Here is a 17,798-nt window from a genome sequence, read left to right on the forward strand (position 1 = left end):
GAACGGGAACACCGCCCGGATCCCGGCCCGTTGGACCTGTCGTGCGCCCTGAGAGAGCCGCCCCCGCCCGACCCACCGACGTCGGGGGGTCGACGACGGCTCCGGTCTGCGATCCTGGGACCGTGTCCGACGCTGCCGACCCCGCCCCCGCCGCGACCGAGGCGTGGGTCGCACCGAGCTGGGAGCAGGTCGTCCGCGACCACTCCGCACGCGTGTACCGGCTGGCCTACCGGCTCTCGGGCAACCCGCAGGACGCCGAGGACCTGACCCAGGAGACCTTCGTCCGGGTCTTCCGCTCGCTCGCCGACTTCTCGCCGGGCACCTTCGAGGGCTGGCTGCACCGGATCACGACCAACCTCTTCCTCGACATGGTGCGGCGCCGGCAGCGGATCCGGTTCGACGCCCTGCCCGAGGACACCGAGCGGCTGCCCGGGACGGCGCCCAGCCCCGAGCAGGTCTACTCGGACACCCACCTGGACCCGCAGGTGCAGGCCGCGCTCGACGCGCTCTCCCCGGAGTTCCGCGTCGCCGTGGTCCTCTGCGACATCGAGGGGCTGACCTACGAGGAGATCGCGGCGACCCTGGGCATCAAGCTCGGCACGGTGCGCAGCCGCATCCACCGCGGCCGCGTCCAGCTGCGCGAGGCGCTCGCGCACCTGGCCCCGCGCCGGCCGGTGAGCAGCCAGGACGCCGTCGCGGAGGGGAGCGCGGGGTGAACATCCCGGAGAGCCACCTGGCCCAGGAGGCCATCGCCGCCCTCGTCGACGGGGAGCTCGGCGGCGGTCCCGCCGCGCGGGCGGCCCGTCACCTGACCGGCTGCGCCCAGTGCCGGATGGCGGTGCAGGCGCAGCGGGAGGCCAAGGAGGCGCTGCACGCCTCGTCCGACGTCGCCGTCCCCGGTGACCTGCTGTCCCGGCTGTGCGCCATCCCCTTCACCGCCGACGTGCCCGGCACCGGTGGTGGGCTCGGCTCGATGAGCGCCGGCCCCGGCCAGCTCACCGTCAGCGGCGCCACGGGCTCGTGGTCGGTGCCGCTGGCCCCGGCCCCGGGCCCCGGCGACCGGCCCGGGCACGCCCGCTGGCTGCGCCGCGGCTTCGTCGGCGTGCTGGGCGTCATCGGCGTCGGGGTGACCGCCCTGGCGCTGAACCTGCCGACCGACGGCTCCGACGGTGCCCGCACGTCACCGGACTCGGTGGCTCGCGGCTCGTTCGAGGAGCGCACCGAGATCGTGCCGCCAGTGGTCCGCGCCACGACCGTGGGCACCGGCGTCGCACCCCCCGCGGCCCCGGGCGGGACGCCCTGACCAGCCGCGCCGGCACCCCGTCCGGGGAGGACCCGCTGGACCCGCGAAGCCCTGGCGTCCCCCGCACGTCCGACGGGGACGGCCGCCCCGAGCCGACCGCGCCGGACGAGGCCTTCGCCCGGCCCCGGGACGGCGTCGGCGGCTTCGACCCGCCGCCCCGCCCGCAGCCCGCGCCGCCGCGGACGCCCGCGCCCACCCCCGCCCAGCAGGCCGCCTTCGGGCGGCCCGCCGCCGTGCAGGGCGGCTTCGCCGGCGACCGGCCGGTCCCGCCGGCCCGCCCGCTGACGCCCCCGCCGCCCGAGGCGGTGCTGCGCGCCTTCGCGCCCGCCCCCGGCCAGGGCGGCCTGCAGGAACCGCCCGGCGGCCGGCCCGGACGGCGGCGCACCGCCACCGGCCCGTGGTGGAAGCCCGACGCCCGCTCCGACCCGTGGCGCGACCCGCACGCCCCGGCCGGCCTCACCGGCCCGGCCGTGTTCGACGAGCCGGAACAGCAGCAGGCCGGCCCCGTCGTCGTCGACGCCAAGGGACGCCGGCGGCTGCGGCTGGCCGACGTGTCGATCCGGCTGGCGGTCCTCGCCCTGCTCGCGGTCCTGCTGACCGGGCTGGTCGGCGGCGCCACCGGCTACTGGCTGACCCGCACCGCCGACGAGTCGCCGCTGCTGGCGCCGGGCACCCAGCTCAGCGAGACCGACGAGGGGATCGCCCGCGAGCCGGGCTCGGTGTCCGACATCGCCTCGCGGATCACCCCGGCCGTCGTCTCGGTCGAGGTCCGCATCGGCGAGGCCGGTGCCACCGGGTCCGGGGTCGTCATCGACGGCGAGAACGGCTACATCGTCACCAACAACCACGTCATCTCCGGCGCCGACGGCGTCGAGGGCGCCGAGATCCGCGCGGTCTTCTCCGACGGCAGCGGGTCGGCGGCGCGCATCGTCGGCCGCGACCCGGCCAGCGACCTCGCCGTCCTCAAGGTCGAGAAGCCGGGCCTGCTCACCGCCGCGCTGGGCAGGTCCGACGGCGTCGTCGTCGGCGACCCGGTCGTCGCGATCGGCTCGCCGCTGGGCCTGGCCAGCACGGTGACCAGCGGCATCGTCAGCGCGCTGGACCGGCCGGTCCGGCTGGCCGGCGAGGGCAGCGACACCAACGCGGTGATCAGCGCGGTGCAGACCGACGCCCCGATCAACCCGGGCAACTCCGGCGGCGCGCTGGTCAACGGCGCCGGCGAGGTCATCGGCATCAACACCGCCATCGCCTCCCTCGGCGGCGGCAGCGTCGGCCTCGGCTTCGCCATCCCGGTCGACACCGTGCGCGACATCTCCGAGCAGCTCATCTCCACCGGTCGGGCGGTGCACGCCTCGCTCGGCGTGAACGCCCGCTCGGTCACCGACGGCACCCGGGACGGCGCGCTGGTGGTCAACGTCGAGCCGGGCAGCGCGGCGGCCGAGGCGGGCATCCGGGAGCAGGACGTCGTCATCGCCGTCGACGGCGAGCCGGTCGGCAGCTCCGAGGAGCTGGTGGTGGCCGTCGACGCCCACGACCCGGGGGAGACGATCGACCTCGAGCTCGTGCGGGGCGGGTCCTCGACGACGGTCCAGGCGACCCTCGACGAGGCCTGAGGCTCGCGCGGGCCCCCTCAGATCGGGGCACTGACCGCGGCGGGCGCGCCGCCTACGCTGGACACGCGCGACGGCCGGACCGGGCGCACGAGGAGGGGAGCGGCGCGTGTTCGACTCGATCGGCTGGGGCGAGATCGTCGTCCTCGCCCTCGCCGCGCTGTTCATCTTCGGCCCCGACCGGCTCCCGGACCTCGCCAAGGACGCCGCCGCGGGGCTGAAGAAGGTGCGCGCGGCGGTCACCGGCGTCCGGGCCCAGGTCGACGAGTCCCTGGGCGACGACCTGGCCAAGCTGCGCGACCTCGACCTGCGCCAGTACCACCCGCGGACCTTCATCCGGAACCAGCTGTTCGCCGACGACGACGCGCCGCCGCGCGCCTCCGGGGCCACGGCCGCGACCACGGTGGCGGCGGCCGCCGCCCGCACCCGCGACCACTCCGCCCCGCCCCCGTTCGACCCCGACGCGACGTAGTGCGATGACATCGCGGTCCTCCGGACCGCACCGCGGCGCTCTCGTCCTCGCGTTGCCGGGGTTCCTCGTGGGGCGCGGGCGCTGCAGGCCCGGCAGTGCGCGGGGAACGCCGGCAGTGGTCCCGGAGACGCAGAGAGGCCCGGCTCCCCGATGGGGAGCCGGGCCTCTCTGCGGATCAGGTCAGTGACGGACGGGCGTGAGCCCGAGCGACATGCCCGAGAGGCCGCGCTGGCGGGTGGCCAGGCCGTCGGTGATCTTCGCCAGCGCCTGCGCGGCGGGGGAGTCGGGGTCGGCCAGCACGACCGGCGCACCGGCGTCCCCGGCCTCGCGGACCCGGGTGTCCAGCGGGATCTGGCCCAGCAGCGGCACGCGCGCACCGAGGGTGCGGGTCAGCGCGTCGGAGACCGCCTCGCCGCCCCCGGAGCCGAAGACCTCCATGCGCGAGCCGTCGGGCAGCTCCAGCCACGACATGTTCTCGATGACGCCGACCACCTGCTGGTGGGTCTGGGTGGCGATCGCGCCGGCCCGCTCGGCGACCTCGGCGGCAGCCAGCTGCGGCGTGGTGACCACCAGGATCTCGGCGTTCGGCAGCAGCTGGGCGATGGAGATCGCCACGTCACCGGTGCCGGGCGGCAGGTCCAGCAGCAGGACGTCGAGGTCGCCCCACCACACGTCGGCGAGGAACTGCTGCAGCGCGCGGTGCAGCATCGGCCCGCGCCACACGACCGGGGTGTTGCCCGGGGTGAACATGCCGATCGAGATGACCTTCACGCCGTAGGCCTGCGGCGGCATGATCATGTTGTCGACCTGGGTCGGCTTGTCGTCGACCCCGAGCATCCGCGGCACCGAGTGGCCGTAGATGTCGGCGTCCACCACGCCCACGGACAGGCCGCGCTTGGCCAGCGCGGCCGCCAGGTTGACCGTGACCGACGACTTGCCCACGCCGCCCTTGCCGGAGGCGACGGCGTAGACGCGGGTCAGCGAACCGGGCTGGGAGAACGGGATCACCGGGTCGGCCGCGTCGGTGCCCCGCACCGTGCGGCGCAGTTCGGCGCGCTGCTCGTCGCTCATCACGTCCAGGCCCACCTGCACCGAGGTGACACCGGGGACGGCGGACACGGCCTGGGTGACCCGGCTGGTGATCGTCTCGCGCATCGGGCAGCCGGCGACGGTCAGGTAGACCTCGACCCGGACGGTGCCGTCCTCGGCGATCTGGACGTCCTTGACCATGCCGAGCTCGGGGAGCGGGCGGTTGATCTCCGGGTCCTGGACGGTGGCCAGTGCGGCGTTGACGGCGTCGAGCGCCGGCGCGCCGGTCAGCGGGGCGGACATGGTGTGCGTCTGTCTCCTTCGACGGGGGACCCGGTCCGGTCCGCCGAGGAACGGCGGTGACCTGCGTTCACGGGCCTGCTGCCACTGTACGGCCGTCATCCGGCCCGGCCGCCGTCCGGAGGGTGATCTGCTACGCAGCCCCGACGGGGCCGCCGTCCACGGACCTGCGCAGACGGCGTTGCGGGTGGCCTCGGCGCGGTGAAGCCGCGCGTCGGCCCCGACGGTGAGCCGCTCGGGCACCGCGTCCCGCCCGAGGCGACGGCGACGCCCAGGGACGGGATCCGCGAGCCCGGGCCCCCCGCCGGACAGGTCGAGCGCGAGGGCGGCGGCGCGCAGCTCCTCGGCCCGGGTCACCGCCCGGCCGAGGTCGGTCCCGGGCAGCAGGACGGCGAGCTCGTCGCCGCCGAGGCGGGCGACGACGTCCCCGGCCCGGACGCGGGAGGTGGGCGCGCCGGCGATCAGCAGCAGTGCCTCGTCGCCGCCGCCGTGGCCGTGCCGGTCGTTGACCTCCTCGAAGCGGTCGACGTCGGCGAGGCGGACGGCCACCGACGTCCCGACCGCCCGGGCCGCGGCGCAGGTGGCTCCCAGCTCGGCGTCCCACCGGGGCGGTCGGCCAGGCCGGTGAGCGGCTCCTCGTGGCTGAGCCGCTCGAGCCGGGCCAGCAGCGCCCGCGTGCGCTCCAGCTCCAGCTCGAGCGCGGTGCGGGCGGCGGACTCGAGGGAGGTCAGCCGGTGGCGCTGCGCGTGGCGACCACGCCGAGCACCGACGCCGTGACCAGGTGGAACGCGGAGGCGAGCAGGTGGTGCACCGGCATGGCGGTCGGGGCGGTCAGGACGGCGATCCCGAAGGCCGCCCAGGTGGAGACGACCAGCGTGCCGGTCCCCACCGGCCGGGCGACCACGAGGCAGCCGCTGGCTCGCAGGCTCAGCGTGGAGCCGAGCAGGCGGGGCTCGACGTGCTCGACCCGCGGCACCATCCAGGCGATCTCGGACTGGACGGTCACCAGGACGACGCAGGTGAGCAGCTCGGGCTGCCGGCGGCCGATCGGCGACCGCCAGAGCGCCCACACGGCCAGCAGCGTGGGCAGCAGGCAGGCCAGCCGGACGGTGACAGGTCCGGCGCGATGTGCGGCTCGAGCGCCAGGTCGACGCCGGACCACAGCGGGACGACGCCCGTCGCGAGCCCCGAGGTCCACAGGGCCCGACTCGCGCGCCCGCGCCAGCCGGTCGTGCTCGAGGGGCGGTCGGTGCTGCGGCGGGGGAGCGGAGGTCACGCCTCCCCACCGGAACCGCGGGGTCTCGGCTGCAGTCCGGCAACCCGCCGGTGTCCCCCCTCGGAGGGGTGCGGGGCCGCGCCGGCCGCCTGGCTAGCCTCGCTGCCGTGTCCGCCGCCCGCACCGCCACCCTCCGCGACGCCGTCGGGCTGGGCCTGGCGGTGGGCCTGTACGGGGTGGCCTTCGGCGCCGCCGCGGACGCCGCCGGCCTCGACGTGTGGCAGGCGCTCGTGCTCTCGGCGCTCATGTTCACCGGCGCCTCGCAGTTCGCGCTGGTCGGCGTCCTCGGTGCAGGCGGCAGCGGGCTCGCCGCGATCGGCAGCGCGCTGCTGCTGGGCACCCGCAACACGGTCTACGGCGTCCGGCTGGCCCCGCTGCTCGCCCCGCGGGGCGTGCTCCGCCGGGTCGGTGCCGCGCACTGGGTGATCGACGAGACCACCGCGATGGCCGTCGCCGCGCCCGACCGCGAGCTGGGCCGGCTGGCGTTCTGGGCCACCGGCGCGACGATCTACCTCGGCTGGAACCTGACGACGGTCCTCGGCGCGCTCGGCGCCTCCGGGCTCGGGGGGACGGCGCAGGCCGCGCTGGACGCCGTCGTCCCCGCCGCCTTCCTGGCGCTGCTGTGGCCGCGGCTGCGGCGCGGCTTCCCCGAGGCCGCGGTGCAGCGGCGGGTCGCCCTCGGCGGCGCGGTCGTCGCGCTGCTGCTCACCCCGGTGGTGCCGGCCGGGGTGCAGGTGGTCGCCGCGGTCGTCGCGGTGGCGCTGGCCGGGCGTCCGCGGACGGAGGCGGACGAGCTCGCGAGCTCGCCCGGGGACGGAGCAGCCCCGCGGACGCGGCCGACGAGCGCCCGCGAGGAGGACTCGTGAGCAGCGGGACGCTGTGGACGGCGGTCCTCGTCGCGGCCGTGGGCTGCTACCTGCTCAAGCTGGCCGGGCTGTCGGTGCCGGCCGCCTGGGTCGAGCGACCGTGGGTGACCCGCGTCGTGGAGTTCGTCCCCGCGGCGCTGCTGGCCGCGCTGGTCGCCGTCCAGGCGGCCACGTCCGGGCCGGCGCTGGTCGTCGACGGGCGGCTGGCCGGGCTGGCGGTCGCCGCGCTCGCGCTGGCGCTGCGGGCGCCGTTCATCGTCGTCCTGGCGCTGGCCGGGGCGACCGGCGCGCTGGTGCACGTCCTCGCCGGCTGATCGGCGTACCGGCGCCGCTGCACCCGGTCAGAACAGCCGGTCCGCGCGCTGCTCCAGGTCGAGCAGGAAGCGCTTGCGAGGCAGCCCCCCGCCGAAGCCGACCAGCCTGCCGTCGGCGCCGACCACCCGGTGGCAGGGCACCACGATAGCGATCGGGTTCCTGCCGTTCGCCGCACCGACGGCCTGAGCGCCGCCCGGCTCGCCGACCGCCTCGGCGACGTGCCCGTAGGAGCGGGTCTCGCCGTACGGGATGCGGGTCAGCTGGTCCCACACGGCCAGCTCGAACCGGCTGCCGACGGGCCGCAGGGGCAGCCGGAAGGCGGTCCGCTCGCCGGCGAAGTACTCGGCGAGCTGGCGCGCGACGTCCTCGAACCCCGCGTCGGCCCGCGCGCCGAGCGCGTCCGCCTCGAGCGCGCGCGGGGGCGACATCGCCAGCCGCACGAGCGCGCCGTCCTGGTCCCGGACGACGGTCAGCGGGCCGATCGGTGACGGCACCACGGTGTGCGTCCTGCTCATCGTCGACGTCCCCGCGCCCGGTGCACGACTCGGCCCCGGACGCGAGGTCCTCCTCGGGAGAGACCGTAGAGCGGGGGACCGACAACGATCGGCCGCGCCGACCGGGACCCCTCCTCGACGACGGCTCCTCCCCGCGACCGGCTCGTCGGCCGTGGTCCCGCGTCCCGGCCGCGCTGCTCGGCGGAACGCTCAGCAGCCGTCCGGGAAGCGGCGGCGGGAGGCGTCCTCCTGGGCCAGCCGGCGCAGCGCCAGCAGCACCGGCTCGAGCAGCACCGTGCTGACCACCACGAAGCGGACGGCCTCGGCCACGGAGCCGGTCGGCACCGCGGCGACGTCCTGCTCGCCGATCCGGCCGGCCGCGTCGGCGTAGCGGTCCAGCAGCTCGTCGGTGGGGGCGGCGCCGGCGGCGCGGAGTGCCTCGAGGGCGGCGGCGAGCGCGACGAGGGCGGGGGAGTCCTCGGCCACCCGCCACCCCTGGCGCCGCAGGACGGCGCGGGCCTGCTCCAGGTCGGCCGGGCCCTCGGACCCCACGCCGGGCAGTGCCCGGTGGGCGGCGCCCAGGGCCCCGTGCACGGAGGTCCCCGGGGTGTCGACGGCGGCCAGCACCGCGCGGGCCCGGGCGATCGACAGCCCGCCGGGCCCGAGCAGGGCGCGGACCAGCCGCAGCCGCTCCAGGTGCTCCTCGCCGTACCGCGCCCGGGTGGCACCGGTCAGCTCGCCCGCCGGCACGAGCCCCTCGCGCAGGTAGTACTTCACGGTCGCGACCGGGACGCCGGCCCGGCGGGCCAGCTCGGAGATCTGCACGCATCCCCCTCGACATTGGGTAGTGCCACTCTCTAGTGTTGGGTATCAGCACTATCCAATCAGGAGGACGTCATGGCACGCATCGCCCGGGGCCGCTGGACCCACACGCACGAGGGGGACCTGGCCGTCTTCCTGATCGGCATGCGCATCAACCGCGTCCGGCGGCCGGATGCCTGGCTCCCCGTGCTGGCCGCGATGGGCCCGATGCTCGCCGAGCTCGCGCGGGACCCCGACTCGGGCTTCCTCGGCTACCGCATGACGCTGGGCCGGCGGGGGCCGGTGCTGGTCCAGTACTGGCGCCGCGTCGAGGACCTCTACCGCTACGCCACCGCCACCGACGCCCGGCACCGCCCCGCGTGGACCGCCTTCAACCGGCGCGCCCGCCGCGTCGCCGGTGCGGTCGGGATCTGGCACGAGACCTACCAGGTCGCCCGCGCCGAGAGCATCTACGTCGACCTGCCGGTGCAGGGGCTGGCCGCCGCCACGGGGGCCCGCCCGGTGACCAGCCGGCTGGACCGGGCCGCCGCCCGCCTCGCCGGCTGAGGAGGACCCTCCGGGCCACCGCGCCGACCTGCGAGAGGGTGGCGCCTCGGCAGGGCCCCGCCGCCGGGCCCCGTCCAGAGGCTCGCTGCGAGCCGGCGAGGGGCGAGGAGGACGGGGTCGGTCGACGGTGGGGGGCAGAGGGGGCCTCTCACTCGCGGGCCGCGGCCTCCCGCTTCCTCCTGGCCTTCCGCTCCCGGCGCTCGGCCTCCTCGGGGCTCTCCTCGGTCAGCCGGTTGAGCTCGCCGCGGATGAAGTCGCGGGTGGCCAGCTCGCCGATGGCCACCCGCAGCGCGGCCAGCTCGCGGGCCAGGTACTCGGTGTCGGCCCGCGTCTGCGCCGCCCGCGCCCGGTCCTCCTCGGCCTGCACCCGGTCCCGGTCGGCCTGCCGGTTCTGCGCCAGCAGGATCAGCGGCGCGGCGTAGGCGGCCTGGGTCGAGAAGGCGAGGTTGAGCAGGATGAACGGGTAGGGGTCCCACTGCAGCCGGACGGCGAAGACGTTGAGTGCGATCCAGACGACGACGATCACCGTCTGGACGGCGAGGAAGCGGCCGGTGCCCAGGAACCGCGCGATCGCCTCGGCGAAGCGGCCGACCGCGTCGGGGTCCAGCCGCAGGAAGTCGCCGAAGCCCCGGGCGCCCCGCGGGACGTCGAGGCGGCGGCCCTCAGCCACGGCGGGCCCGCTCGCGCCAGTTCTCGGGCAGCAGGTGGTCGAGGACGTCGTCCACGCTCACCGCGCCGACGAGCCGGCCCTGGGCGTCGACGACCGGGGCGGCGACCAGGTTGTAGGTGGCGAAGTACTGGGTCACCTCGGCCAGCGGCGCCTCCGGCCGCAGCGGCTCCAGGTCGTCGAGCACCCCGCTGACCAGGGTGGACGGCGGTTCGCGCAGCAGCCCCTGGATGTGCGCCAGGCCCAGGTACCGGCCGGTGGGGGTGGCCGACGGCGGCCGGCAGACGTAGACCTGGCTGGCCAGCGCGGGGCTCAGGGCGGGCTCGCGGACCCGGGCGAGGGCCTCGGCGATCGTGGCGTCCGGGGTGAGGATCACCGGCTCGCTGGTCATGATGCCGCCGGCGGTGTCCTCGGAGTACTTCAGCAGCTGGCGCACCGGCTCGGCCTCGTCGGGCTCCATGAGCTCCAGCAGCCGGTTGCGGTCGACGTTGGAGAGCTCGGCGAGCAGGTCCGCGGCGTCGTCGGGGTCCATGACCTCCAGGACGTCGGCCGCCCGCTTCTCCTCCAGCGTGCCGAGGATGGTGATCTGGTCGGCCTCGGGCAGCTCGCCGAGCACGTCGGCCAGCCGCTCGTCGTCGAGGGCCTCGGCGACCTCGTGCCGCCGCTTGATCGGCAGGTCCTGCAGCGCGTGGGCGACGTCGGCGGCGTTGAGCTCGCGGTAGGTGGCGATCAGCGTCTCGGCGCCCTGCCCGGTCTGCGGCAGGGCCAGCCCGGTCACCTCGTCCCAGGCCAGCTGGTGCAGCTGCCCGCGCCGGCCCAGCCGGCCCGGCTCCTGGACGGCGAGCCGGGAGAGCACCCAGTCGCCGGTGCGGGTCTGCTCGATGCCGGCGTCGACGACGGTGGCCGGTCGGCCGGACTCCGCGACCTGCACCCGGCGGTCGAGCAGCTCGCCGAGCACGAGCGTCTCGCCGCGCCGCTGCTCGAAGCGCTTGAGGTTCAGCGTGCCGGTGGAGAGGACGACCGAGCCGGGGTCCAGCGTGGTCACCCGGCCCATCGGCACGAAGATGCGGCGTCGGGCGACCACCTCGACGACCAGGCCCAGCACGCGCGGCGCCGCCGTCCCCACGCGCAGCGCCACCACCACGTCCCGGACCTTGCCGACGCGGTCGCCGTTGGGGTCGAAGACGGGCAGCCCGGCGAGCCGGGAGACGTACGCCCTGGTCGCCGTGGTCACGGGTCCTCCTCGCTGGCGCTCGTCGACTCCGTGCCGCACGGCTGTGTCGTTGCGGGACCTCGCGAGCTCGGTCCCGGGTGAGGCTACCGTCGAGCCGTGGCCGCCCCAGGAGAGCTGGACTACGAGGTCGTCGACGTCTTCGCGCCGCGCGCCTTCGCCGGCAACCCGCTGGCCGTGGTGTTCGACGCCGACGAGCTCTCCACCGAGCAGTGCCAGGCGCTGGCCAACGAGTTCCACCTGTCGGAGACGTCGTTCCTCTCGGCACCGACCGAGCCGGGCGCCGACTACCGGGTGCGCATCTTCACCCCGTACGCCGAGCTGCCCTTCGCCGGGCACCCGAGCGTGGGTGCGGCCGCCGCGCTGGTCCGCGCCGGCCGGCTGCCCGCCGGCACGCTGCGCCAGGAGTGCGGCGCCGGCGTCCTCGACGTGGTCGTCGACGACGACGGGGCGACGCTGTCCGGCGGCCGCCCCACCCTCGAGGACGGCCCCGACCCGGCCGCGCTCGCCGAGGCCCTGGGGCTCGCCGGCGCCGACGCCGTGGGACTGCCGGCGCACGTCGCCGGCTGCGGTCTGCCCTTCGCCTTCCTCGCCGTCCGCCCCGAGGTGGTGGACGACGCCGCGCCGGACCCCGCGCTGCTCGGCGAGCACGGCGTGGGGGAGGGCGTCTCGGTGCTCTCCTGGGACGGCGCGGCCGCCACCGCCCGCGCCCGCGTCTTCGCCGCCGACCTGGCCTGGGGCGAGGACCCCGCGACCGGCTCGGCCGCCCTCGGCACCGGCGTCTGGCTCGTCGCCGCCGGCCTGCTCGCGCCGGAGGGGACGTCGTCCTACGTCGTGCACCAGGGCGAGGCGATGGGGCGGCCCTCGGTGCTGTCCTGCACGGTCACCGCCTCCGGTGGCCGAGCGGTCGCGGCGACCGTCCACGGCGCGGTGGTGCCGGTCGCCCGCGGCCGCATCCGGGTGCCGGCCTGAACGCCCCGGCGTCCGCCGCCTGGGCGCTGCACCGGCCCGGCGGTCGGGACGTCGGGATCATGGCGGTGGCCGTCGTCGGCGTCTCGCTCTCGGCGCCGCTGACCACGATGCTGGCCGCGCCGATGCTGGCGCTGGCCTTCTGGCGCAACCTCGGTGGCGCGGCGGTCCTGCTGCCGGTGCTGCTGCTGCGCGAGCGATCGGTGCTGGCCGGGCTGCGGCCGCGCGACCTGACCAGCTCCGTCGTCGCCGGGCTCTTCCTCGCCGCGCACTTCGCCGCGTGGCTGCCGAGCCTGTCGATGACGACGGTCGCCGCCGCCACCGCGCTGGTGACCACCACCCCGGTCTGGACGGCGCTGGTCGCGCGGCTCAGCGGCGTGCGGCTGCCCTCGGCGACGTGGGCGGGCCTGGTGCTGGCGGTGTTCGGCGTCGCGCTGATCGCCGGGGTGGACGTCACGGTCAGCATGCGCGCGCTGGCCGGCGACGGGCTGGCGCTGCTGGGTGCGATCTGCGCGGGCGGCTACGTGCTGGCGGGGGCGCGCGCCCGGCAGCGGCTCTCCACCTCGGCGTACGCGGTGGTCTGCTACTCGGTCTGCGCGGCGGCCATCGCCGTCGCCGCCGTCCTGGTGGGGGACCCGCTCGCCGGCTTCCCCGTTCGCGACTGGTTGCTCATCGCCGCCGTCACGGTCTGCGCCCAGCTGCTCGGGCACACGCTGTTCAACCTGGTGCTGTCCTCGGTCGGTCCGACGGTGGTCAGCCTGGTGATCCTGCTCGAGGTGCCCGGCGCGCTGCTGTTCGCGCTGGTGCTGCTGCAGCAGGTGCCGCCGCTGCTCGCGCTGCCCGGCGTGGCGCTGGTCGTCGTCGGCGTCGGCCTGGTGGTGCGGGCCAGCCGTCCGGCGGGCCTGGCCGAGCCGGGCACCTGAGGCCCTCCGGGCCCGTCGTTACCCTCCGGTGGACCCGATCCCGATCAAGCTGTGTCTCCCGCCCGCCCCACCACCCGGAGGACCCGTGGCCGAGCTCCGATCCCGCCGTTCCAACCTCGCCGTCCCCGGCAGCAACCCGCGCTTCCTGGAGAAGGCCAAGGGCCTCGCCGCCGACCAGGTGTTCCTCGACCTCGAGGACGCCTGCGCGCCGCTGGCCAAGCCCGGCGCCCGCAAGAACATCGTCGCGGCGCTCAACGAGGGCGGCTGGGGCGACAAGATCCGCACCGTCCGGGTCAACGACTGGACGACGGAGTGGACCTTCACCGACGTCATCGAGGTCGTCGGCGGCGCCGGGGGGAACCTCGACTGCATCATGCTGCCGAAGGTCCAGGACGCCGGTCAGGTGCAGGCGCTGGACATGCTGCTGACCCAGGTCGAGAAGGCCAACGGCCTGGAGGTCGGCCGGATCGGCATCGAGGCGCAGATCGAGACCGCGCAGGGCCTGATCAACGTCAACCAGATCGCGTTCGCCAGCCCGCGGATCGAGACGATCATCTTCGGCCCGGCCGACTTCATGGCCAGCATCAACATGAAGTCGCTGGTGGTCGGCGCCCTGCACCCGGACTACGCCGGCGACCCGTTCCACTACATCCTCATGCAGATCCTCATGGCCGCCCGCGCCCGCGGCGTGCAGGCCATCGACGGGCCCTTCCTGCAGGTGCGCGACGTCGACGCCTTCCGCGAGGTCGCCAAGCGGTCGGCGGTGCTCGGCTTCGACGGCAAGTGGGTGCTGCACCCCGGCCAGGTCGACGCGGCCAACGAGATCTACTCGCCGTCCCAGGAGGACTACGACCACGCCGAGCTCATCCTCGACGCCTACGAGTGGGCGACCTCGGAGGCCGGTGGCAAGAAGGGGTCGGCGATGCTCGGCGACGAGATGATCGACGAGGCCAGCCGCAAGATGGCACTGGTGATCGCCGGCAAGGGCCGCGCCGCGGGCATGCAGCGTACCTCGACCTTCACCCCGCCGGAGAGCTGAGCCCGGCACGACGACGGCCCACCCGGGGAGCCCGGGCGGGCCGTCGTCCCCCCTCAGGGGGCGAAGGCGCCCGAGGAGCCGGCCGCGGCCAGGGCGAGGAAGAAGAACACGAAGGCCAGCACGGCCAGCGCGGTGCCGATGCCGCCGATGATGATCCCGGCCAGCGCCAGGCCGTCGCCCTGCTCGCCGGTCTGGCGGATCTGCCGGCGGGCCACGATGCCGAGCACCAGCCCGACCGGGCTGAAGACGAACGCCATCACCAGCGACAGGATCGCCAGCGTGTTGGTCGGCCGCGGGTAGCCGTAACCCGGCGGGAGCCCGTAGCCGGGCACGCCGTAGCCGGGCTGACCGCCGTACCCGGGCGGCGGGCCGTACGCGGGCTGGCCGTAGGACGGCTGGCCGCCGTACCCCGGCTGGCTGCCGAACCCGGGCGGTGCGCCGTACTCCGGCTGGCCGGCGGACCCGTGCTGAGCCGTCGCGCCGGCACCCGTCGAGCCGGGCGCACCGTAGGAGGGCAGCGGCGGGTGACCGGGCTGCCGCGGGGCCTCGCCGCCGGGGGACGGCGTGGGGTCGGGGCCGGCGCGGTGGGCGTCGTCCTGCGTCATCGTCGTCCTCCGGCGGTCGGGGCTGGTCGTGCGAACGCTAGACGCGCGGGGCCCCGGAGGGTGAGCAGCCACACACGGACGCCGTACGGGGGTGGCCCATACTCACCGGTAACCCGGACACCGGAGTCCCCGGAGGAGCGACGCGATGACCCGCCTGGCGCAGACCGCCGACCTGACCGACATCCAGCAGGAGATCCTGTCGACGGTCAGGACCTTCGTCGACAAGGAGATCATCCCGCACGCCCAAGAGCTCGAGCACGCCGACGCCTACCCGACCGAGATCGTCGACGGGCTCAAGGAGCTCGGCATCTTCGGGCTGATGATCCCCGAGGAGTACGGCGGCCTGGGCGAGTCGCTGCTGACCTACGCGCTGGTGGTCGAGGAGATCGCCCGCGGCTGGATGAGCGTCTCCGGCGTCATCAACACCCACTTCATCGTCGCCTACATGCTGCTCCAGCACGGCACGGCCGAGCAGAGGGAGCGCCTCCTGCCGCGCATGGCCACCGGTGAGGTCCGCGGTGCGTTCTCGATGTCCGAGCCGGGGCTGGGCTCCGACGTCGCGGGCATCCGGACCAGGGCGGTGGAGCAGGCCGACGGCGACTACGTCATCGACGGCCAGAAGATGTGGCTGACCAACGGCGGGTCCTCCACCCTGGTCGCCGCGCTGGTGCGCACCGACGAGGGTGCGGAGAAGGCGCACCAGAACCTGACGACCTTCCTGGTCGAGAAGCCGGCCGGCTTCGGCGAGGTCGTCCCCGGGCTCACCATCCCCGGCAAGATCGACAAGATGGGCTACAAGGGCGTCGACACCACCGAGCTGGTGTTCGACGGCTTCCGGATCGGCGCCGACGCGATCCTCGGCGGGGTGCCCGGGAAGGGCTTCGCCCAGATGATGGACGGCGTCGAGGTCGGCCGGGTCAACGTGGCCGCGCGCGCCTGCGGCATCTCGATCCGCGCCTTCGAGCTGGCCATCGCCTACGCCCAGCAGCGGGAGACCTTCGGCAAGCCGATCGCCCAGCACCAGGCGATCGCCTTCCAGCTCGCCGAGATGGCGACCAAGGTCGAGGCCGCGCACGCGATGATGGTCCGGGCTGCCCGGCTCAAGGACGCCGGCCAGCGCAACGACGTCGAGGCCGGCATGGCCAAGCTGCTGGCCAGCGAGTACTGCGCCGAGGTCACCACGCAGTCCTTCCGGATCCACGGTGGCTACGGCTACTCCAAGGAGTACGAGATCGAGCGGCTCATGCGCGAGGCGCCGTTCCTGCTCATCGGCGAGGGCACCAGCGAGATCCAGAAGACGATCATCAGCCGGGGCCTGCTCAAGGAGTACGCGCTCAAGCGCTGAGGCCCCTCACGACCGCGGCCCCGGCGTCCCCTCCGCGGAGGGGACGCCGGGGCCGCGGTGTGTCCGGCGCAGGCCCCCTGCAGGGTCCCGCCGCGAGCGTGCGAGCGGTGGGGGCAGGGGGTCCTTCTTCAGCCCTCCTCGTCGGCGGGCTCGTCGAAGGTGACCTCGACCTGCTGGACGCCGAGCGAGCGGGCCAGGCCGGTCAGCATGTCGCGGGTGTTGGCCTCGGCGCGCTCGCGCAGGTCGCTCTGCGCGGCCGCGGTGGCCAGCCGGTCCTGGGCCAGCGCGTACAGCTCGCTGTCGTCGACCGGGTTGTCGCCGAGGGCGTCCCCGACCCGCTCGACCAGCCCGCGGTCGCGGTCGAGCACGCGGCTGGCCGTTGGGTCGATGCGCACCTCGCCCAGCCGCGGGGCGGGCAGCGCGATGGTCGCCGAGGTGCCGTCGGGGGAGAGGGCGACCCGGCCGGCGTCCAGGCCCGCGAAGTCGACGTACGCGTCGGCGGTGCCGGTGGCCAGGAAGCTCACCGACTCGCCGCTGATCACCGAGGGGACGTAGCGGGTGTCCACCTCGCGCTCGACGACGACCTGGAAGGTGCCGGTCGCGGCGTGGTACTCGGAGAGGTCCTCGAGGGCCAGCATCAGCGGAGGAGTGCTGGTGTCGACGACGTCCTGGCCGAACGGCCGGTCGGGCAGCCAGTCGGCCACCTGGAAGCCGGCGGGCACGAGCAGCGCCAGGCCGATCCCGGCCGCCACCAGCTTCGGGCGGAGGCGACGCCGCCGGCGCGGGGCCGGGTCGAGCGAGACGGGGCGGGACGGCAGCAGCGTGGGCATGCTCGGCCTCTCGGGTCGGGGGCGGGCGTGCGGTGCTCCGACTGTCCAGCGACCGGGAGGCGCGCGCCATTCCCGACACGCCTGCGGCACCCCGCGGGACACGGCCGGCCGGCGTCGACGAGGCTCTCGGGCATGAGAGCCGTCGGGGTGACCGAGTTCGGTGGGCCGGAGGCCCTGCACGTCGTCGACGTCCCGCCGGAACCCCTGGGGCCGGGGCAGGTGCGGCTGCGGGTGACCGCGGCGGCGGTCAGCCCGACCGACACGCACCTGCGCGAGGGCGCCTACGCCGGGCGGGACCCGGTGCAGCAGTTCCCCTACGTGCCGGGGATGGACGCCGCCGGGGTGCTCGCCGAGATCGGCCCGGACACCGACACCGACCTGCAGGTGGGCGACCGGGTGATGGCGGTCGTCGTCCCCTCGGGCGCGCACGGCGCCTACCGCGAGGACCTGGTGCTGCCGGCCGCCTCGGTGGTCCGGTCGCCGGCCGGCAGCACCGACGCCGAGGCCTCGACCCTGCCGATGAACGGGCTCACCGCGCGGCTGGCGCTCGACTACATGGGGCTGCAGCCGGGCCAGGTGCTGGCGGTGACCGGCGCGGCCGGGGCGTTCGGCGGTTACGTCGTCCAGCTGGGCAAGGCCGACGGGCTGACCGTGGTCGCCGACGCGTCCGAGGCCGACGAGCAGCTGGTGCGCGAGCTGGGCGCCGACGTGGTCGTCCGCCGGGGGGACGACGTCGCCGCGCGGATCCGTGAGCAGTTCCCCGAGGGCGTCGACGGGCTGGCCGACGGCGCGGTGCAGGACGCGCTGGTGCTGCCCGCGGTGCGCGACGGCGGCGCGGTGGCGACCGTGCGCGGCTACCGGGGCACCGGCGAGCGCGGACTGCGGGTGCACCCGACGCTGGTGCGGCGGGTGGCGGAGGACCGGGCGGCGCTGGACCGGCTGCGCCAGCAGGCCGAGGACGGCGTGCTGACCCTCCGCGTGGCCGACACGCTGCCCGCCGAGCAGGCCGCCGAAGCGCACCGGCGGCTGGCGCGCGGCGGCGTCCGCGGACGGCTGGTGCTCACCTTCTGAGGTCGGGGTCCCGCGGTGGCGGCAGGTCGTCCTGTCCTGCCAGGGTGGGGGCGGTCCCGGGCAGCGGAGCCCGGCGCGGTGCGGA

At 75.8% G+C, this 17,798-nt stretch carries 20 protein-coding genes; 12 read left to right on the forward strand and 8 right to left on the reverse strand.

Annotated features, from left to right (window positions below):
- Nucleotides 1-122: 122 nt before the first annotated feature.
- The 4 genes from sigE (at nucleotide 123) to BLS21_RS06365 (ending at nucleotide 3,385) form a co-directional block, all read left to right on the forward strand.
- Nucleotides 123-716 (forward strand): RNA polymerase sigma factor SigE, encoded by a 594-nt coding sequence (gene sigE / locus BLS21_RS06350; protein WP_091215359.1) that lies wholly within the window; start codon nucleotides 123-125, stop codon nucleotides 714-716.
- On the forward strand, nucleotides 713-1,303 hold the full coding sequence (locus BLS21_RS26150) for an anti-sigma factor family protein (RefSeq protein WP_091215362.1): 591 nt from the start codon (nucleotides 713-715) through the stop codon (nucleotides 1,301-1,303). The genes sigE and BLS21_RS26150 overlap by 4 nt, the downstream gene beginning before the upstream one ends.
- A 233-nt stretch (nucleotides 1,304-1,536) precedes the next feature.
- Nucleotides 1,537-2,916: a S1C family serine protease gene (locus tag BLS21_RS06360; protein WP_245700110.1), complete on the forward strand. Its 1,380-nt coding sequence runs from the start codon at nucleotides 1,537-1,539 to the stop codon at nucleotides 2,914-2,916.
- Nucleotides 2,917-3,022: 106 nt separating this feature from the next.
- Complete coding sequence (locus tag BLS21_RS06365; protein ID WP_091215364.1) at nucleotides 3,023-3,385, forward strand: twin-arginine translocase TatA/TatE family subunit; 363 nt, start codon at nucleotides 3,023-3,025, stop codon at nucleotides 3,383-3,385.
- Between the two features lie 180 nt (nucleotides 3,386-3,565).
- Here BLS21_RS06365 and BLS21_RS06370 read toward each other — a convergent pair whose 3' ends face one another.
- On the reverse strand, nucleotides 3,566-5,305 hold the full coding sequence (locus BLS21_RS06370) for a P-loop NTPase (protein WP_281241921.1): 1,740 nt from the start codon (nucleotides 5,303-5,305) through the stop codon (nucleotides 3,566-3,568).
- Nucleotides 5,306-5,441: 136 nt separating this feature from the next.
- Entirely contained in the window at nucleotides 5,442-5,786 is a 345-nt protein-coding gene (locus BLS21_RS06375; RefSeq protein WP_091215369.1) for a hypothetical protein, read from the reverse strand.
- 311 nt (nucleotides 5,787-6,097) lie between these two features.
- On the opposite strand from BLS21_RS06375, the gene BLS21_RS06380 reads away from it, so the two are divergent.
- Both BLS21_RS06380 and BLS21_RS06385 read left to right on the forward strand, forming a co-directional pair.
- The gene (locus tag BLS21_RS06380) at nucleotides 6,098-6,856 is read left to right on the forward strand and encodes an AzlC family ABC transporter permease (protein ID WP_091216424.1); all 759 of its coding nucleotides are present in this window, start codon (nucleotides 6,098-6,100) and stop codon (nucleotides 6,854-6,856) included.
- Nucleotides 6,853-7,170, forward strand: a complete 318-nt coding sequence (locus BLS21_RS06385) for an AzlD domain-containing protein (protein WP_091215372.1) — start codon at nucleotides 6,853-6,855, stop codon at nucleotides 7,168-7,170. Before BLS21_RS06380 ends, BLS21_RS06385 begins: the two co-directional genes overlap by 4 nt.
- Before the next feature lie 27 nt (nucleotides 7,171-7,197).
- Here BLS21_RS06385 and BLS21_RS06390 read toward each other — a convergent pair whose 3' ends face one another.
- Together BLS21_RS06390 and BLS21_RS06395 are read right to left on the reverse strand one after the other, a co-directional pair.
- The gene (locus tag BLS21_RS06390) at nucleotides 7,198-7,686 is read right to left on the reverse strand and encodes a methylated-DNA--[protein]-cysteine S-methyltransferase (RefSeq protein WP_091215375.1); all 489 of its coding nucleotides are present in this window, start codon (nucleotides 7,684-7,686) and stop codon (nucleotides 7,198-7,200) included.
- Nucleotides 7,687-7,875: 189 nt separating this feature from the next.
- Nucleotides 7,876-8,490, reverse strand: a complete 615-nt coding sequence (locus BLS21_RS06395; protein ID WP_091215377.1) for a MerR family transcriptional regulator — start codon at nucleotides 8,488-8,490, stop codon at nucleotides 7,876-7,878.
- A gap of 72 nt (nucleotides 8,491-8,562) precedes the next feature.
- Here BLS21_RS06395 and BLS21_RS06400 point away from each other — a divergent pair, with 72 nt between their 5' ends.
- Entirely contained in the window at nucleotides 8,563-9,033 is a 471-nt protein-coding gene (locus BLS21_RS06400; RefSeq protein ID WP_091215380.1) for a DUF4188 domain-containing protein, read from the forward strand.
- Nucleotides 9,034-9,181: 148 nt separating this feature from the next.
- Here the strand turns inward: BLS21_RS06400 and BLS21_RS06405 are convergent, their stop codons facing one another.
- Nucleotides 9,182-9,703: a DUF1003 domain-containing protein gene (locus BLS21_RS06405; protein WP_091215383.1), complete on the reverse strand. Its 522-nt coding sequence runs from the start codon at nucleotides 9,701-9,703 to the stop codon at nucleotides 9,182-9,184.
- On the reverse strand, nucleotides 9,696-10,934 hold the full coding sequence (locus BLS21_RS06410) for a magnesium transporter MgtE N-terminal domain-containing protein (RefSeq protein WP_091215385.1): 1,239 nt from the start codon (nucleotides 10,932-10,934) through the stop codon (nucleotides 9,696-9,698). Before BLS21_RS06410 ends, BLS21_RS06405 begins: the two co-directional genes overlap by 8 nt.
- A gap of 96 nt (nucleotides 10,935-11,030) precedes the next feature.
- Between BLS21_RS06410 and BLS21_RS06415 the strand changes: the two genes are divergently transcribed.
- The 3 genes from BLS21_RS06415 to BLS21_RS06425 all read left to right on the forward strand — a co-directional run bounded on the left by BLS21_RS06415 (nucleotide 11,031) and on the right by BLS21_RS06425 (nucleotide 13,862).
- Nucleotides 11,031-11,903 carry a PhzF family phenazine biosynthesis protein gene (locus tag BLS21_RS06415; protein WP_091215388.1) on the forward strand — a complete coding sequence of 291 codons (873 nt, stop codon included), beginning with the start codon at nucleotides 11,031-11,033 and terminating at the stop codon, nucleotides 11,901-11,903.
- 59 nt (nucleotides 11,904-11,962) lie between these two features.
- Entirely contained in the window at nucleotides 11,963-12,823 is an 861-nt protein-coding gene (locus BLS21_RS06420) for a DMT family transporter (protein ID WP_091215390.1), read from the forward strand.
- 85 nt (nucleotides 12,824-12,908) lie between these two features.
- Nucleotides 12,909-13,862 (forward strand): HpcH/HpaI aldolase/citrate lyase family protein, encoded by a 954-nt coding sequence (locus BLS21_RS06425; RefSeq protein ID WP_091215393.1) that lies wholly within the window; start codon nucleotides 12,909-12,911, stop codon nucleotides 13,860-13,862.
- 53 nt (nucleotides 13,863-13,915) lie between these two features.
- On the opposite strand, the gene BLS21_RS26155 is transcribed toward BLS21_RS06425, so the two are convergent.
- Entirely contained in the window at nucleotides 13,916-14,467 is a 552-nt protein-coding gene (locus BLS21_RS26155; RefSeq protein ID WP_091215396.1) for a DUF4190 domain-containing protein, read from the reverse strand.
- 145 nt (nucleotides 14,468-14,612) lie between these two features.
- Between BLS21_RS26155 and BLS21_RS06435 the strand changes: the two genes are divergently transcribed.
- On the forward strand, nucleotides 14,613-15,812 hold the full coding sequence (locus BLS21_RS06435) for an acyl-CoA dehydrogenase family protein (protein ID WP_091215398.1): 1,200 nt from the start codon (nucleotides 14,613-14,615) through the stop codon (nucleotides 15,810-15,812).
- A 128-nt stretch (nucleotides 15,813-15,940) separates the two neighbouring features.
- Here the strand turns inward: BLS21_RS06435 and BLS21_RS06440 are convergent, their stop codons facing one another.
- On the reverse strand, nucleotides 15,941-16,642 hold the full coding sequence (locus tag BLS21_RS06440; RefSeq protein WP_091215402.1) for a DUF4230 domain-containing protein: 702 nt from the start codon (nucleotides 16,640-16,642) through the stop codon (nucleotides 15,941-15,943).
- Nucleotides 16,643-16,774: 132 nt separating this feature from the next.
- Between BLS21_RS06440 and BLS21_RS06445 the strand changes: the two genes are divergently transcribed.
- Nucleotides 16,775-17,713, forward strand: coding sequence for an NADP-dependent oxidoreductase (locus BLS21_RS06445; protein WP_091215404.1), 939 nt, complete (start codon nucleotides 16,775-16,777; stop codon nucleotides 17,711-17,713).
- Nucleotides 17,714-17,798 lie beyond the last annotated feature (85 nt).

Origin of the sequence: Geodermatophilus siccatus (assembly GCF_900103785.1) — a bacterium.
Taxonomy (GTDB): Bacteria; Actinomycetota; Actinomycetes; order Mycobacteriales; family Geodermatophilaceae; genus Geodermatophilus; species Geodermatophilus siccatus.

Bases quoted from the DNA above. Each gene is read 5' to 3' on its own strand.
- BLS21_RS06390 (WP_091215375.1), bottom strand. From the start codon at position 7,686: ATGAGCAGGACGCACACCGTGGTGCCGTCACCGATCGGCCCGCTGACC.
- BLS21_RS06400 (WP_091215380.1), top strand. From the start codon at position 8,563: ATGGCACGCATCGCCCGGGGCCGCTGGACCCACACGCACGAGGGGGAC.
- BLS21_RS06420 (WP_091215390.1), top strand. From the start codon at position 11,963: ATGGCGGTGGCCGTCGTCGGCGTCTCGCTCTCGGCGCCGCTGACCACG.
- BLS21_RS26155 (WP_091215396.1), bottom strand. From the start codon at position 14,467: ATGACGCAGGACGACGCCCACCGCGCCGGCCCCGACCCCACGCCGTCC.
- BLS21_RS06435 (WP_091215398.1), top strand. From the start codon at position 14,613: ATGACCCGCCTGGCGCAGACCGCCGACCTGACCGACATCCAGCAGGAG.
- BLS21_RS06440 (WP_091215402.1), bottom strand. From the start codon at position 16,642: ATGCCCACGCTGCTGCCGTCCCGCCCCGTCTCGCTCGACCCGGCCCCG.
- BLS21_RS06445 (WP_091215404.1), top strand. From the start codon at position 16,775: ATGAGAGCCGTCGGGGTGACCGAGTTCGGTGGGCCGGAGGCCCTGCAC.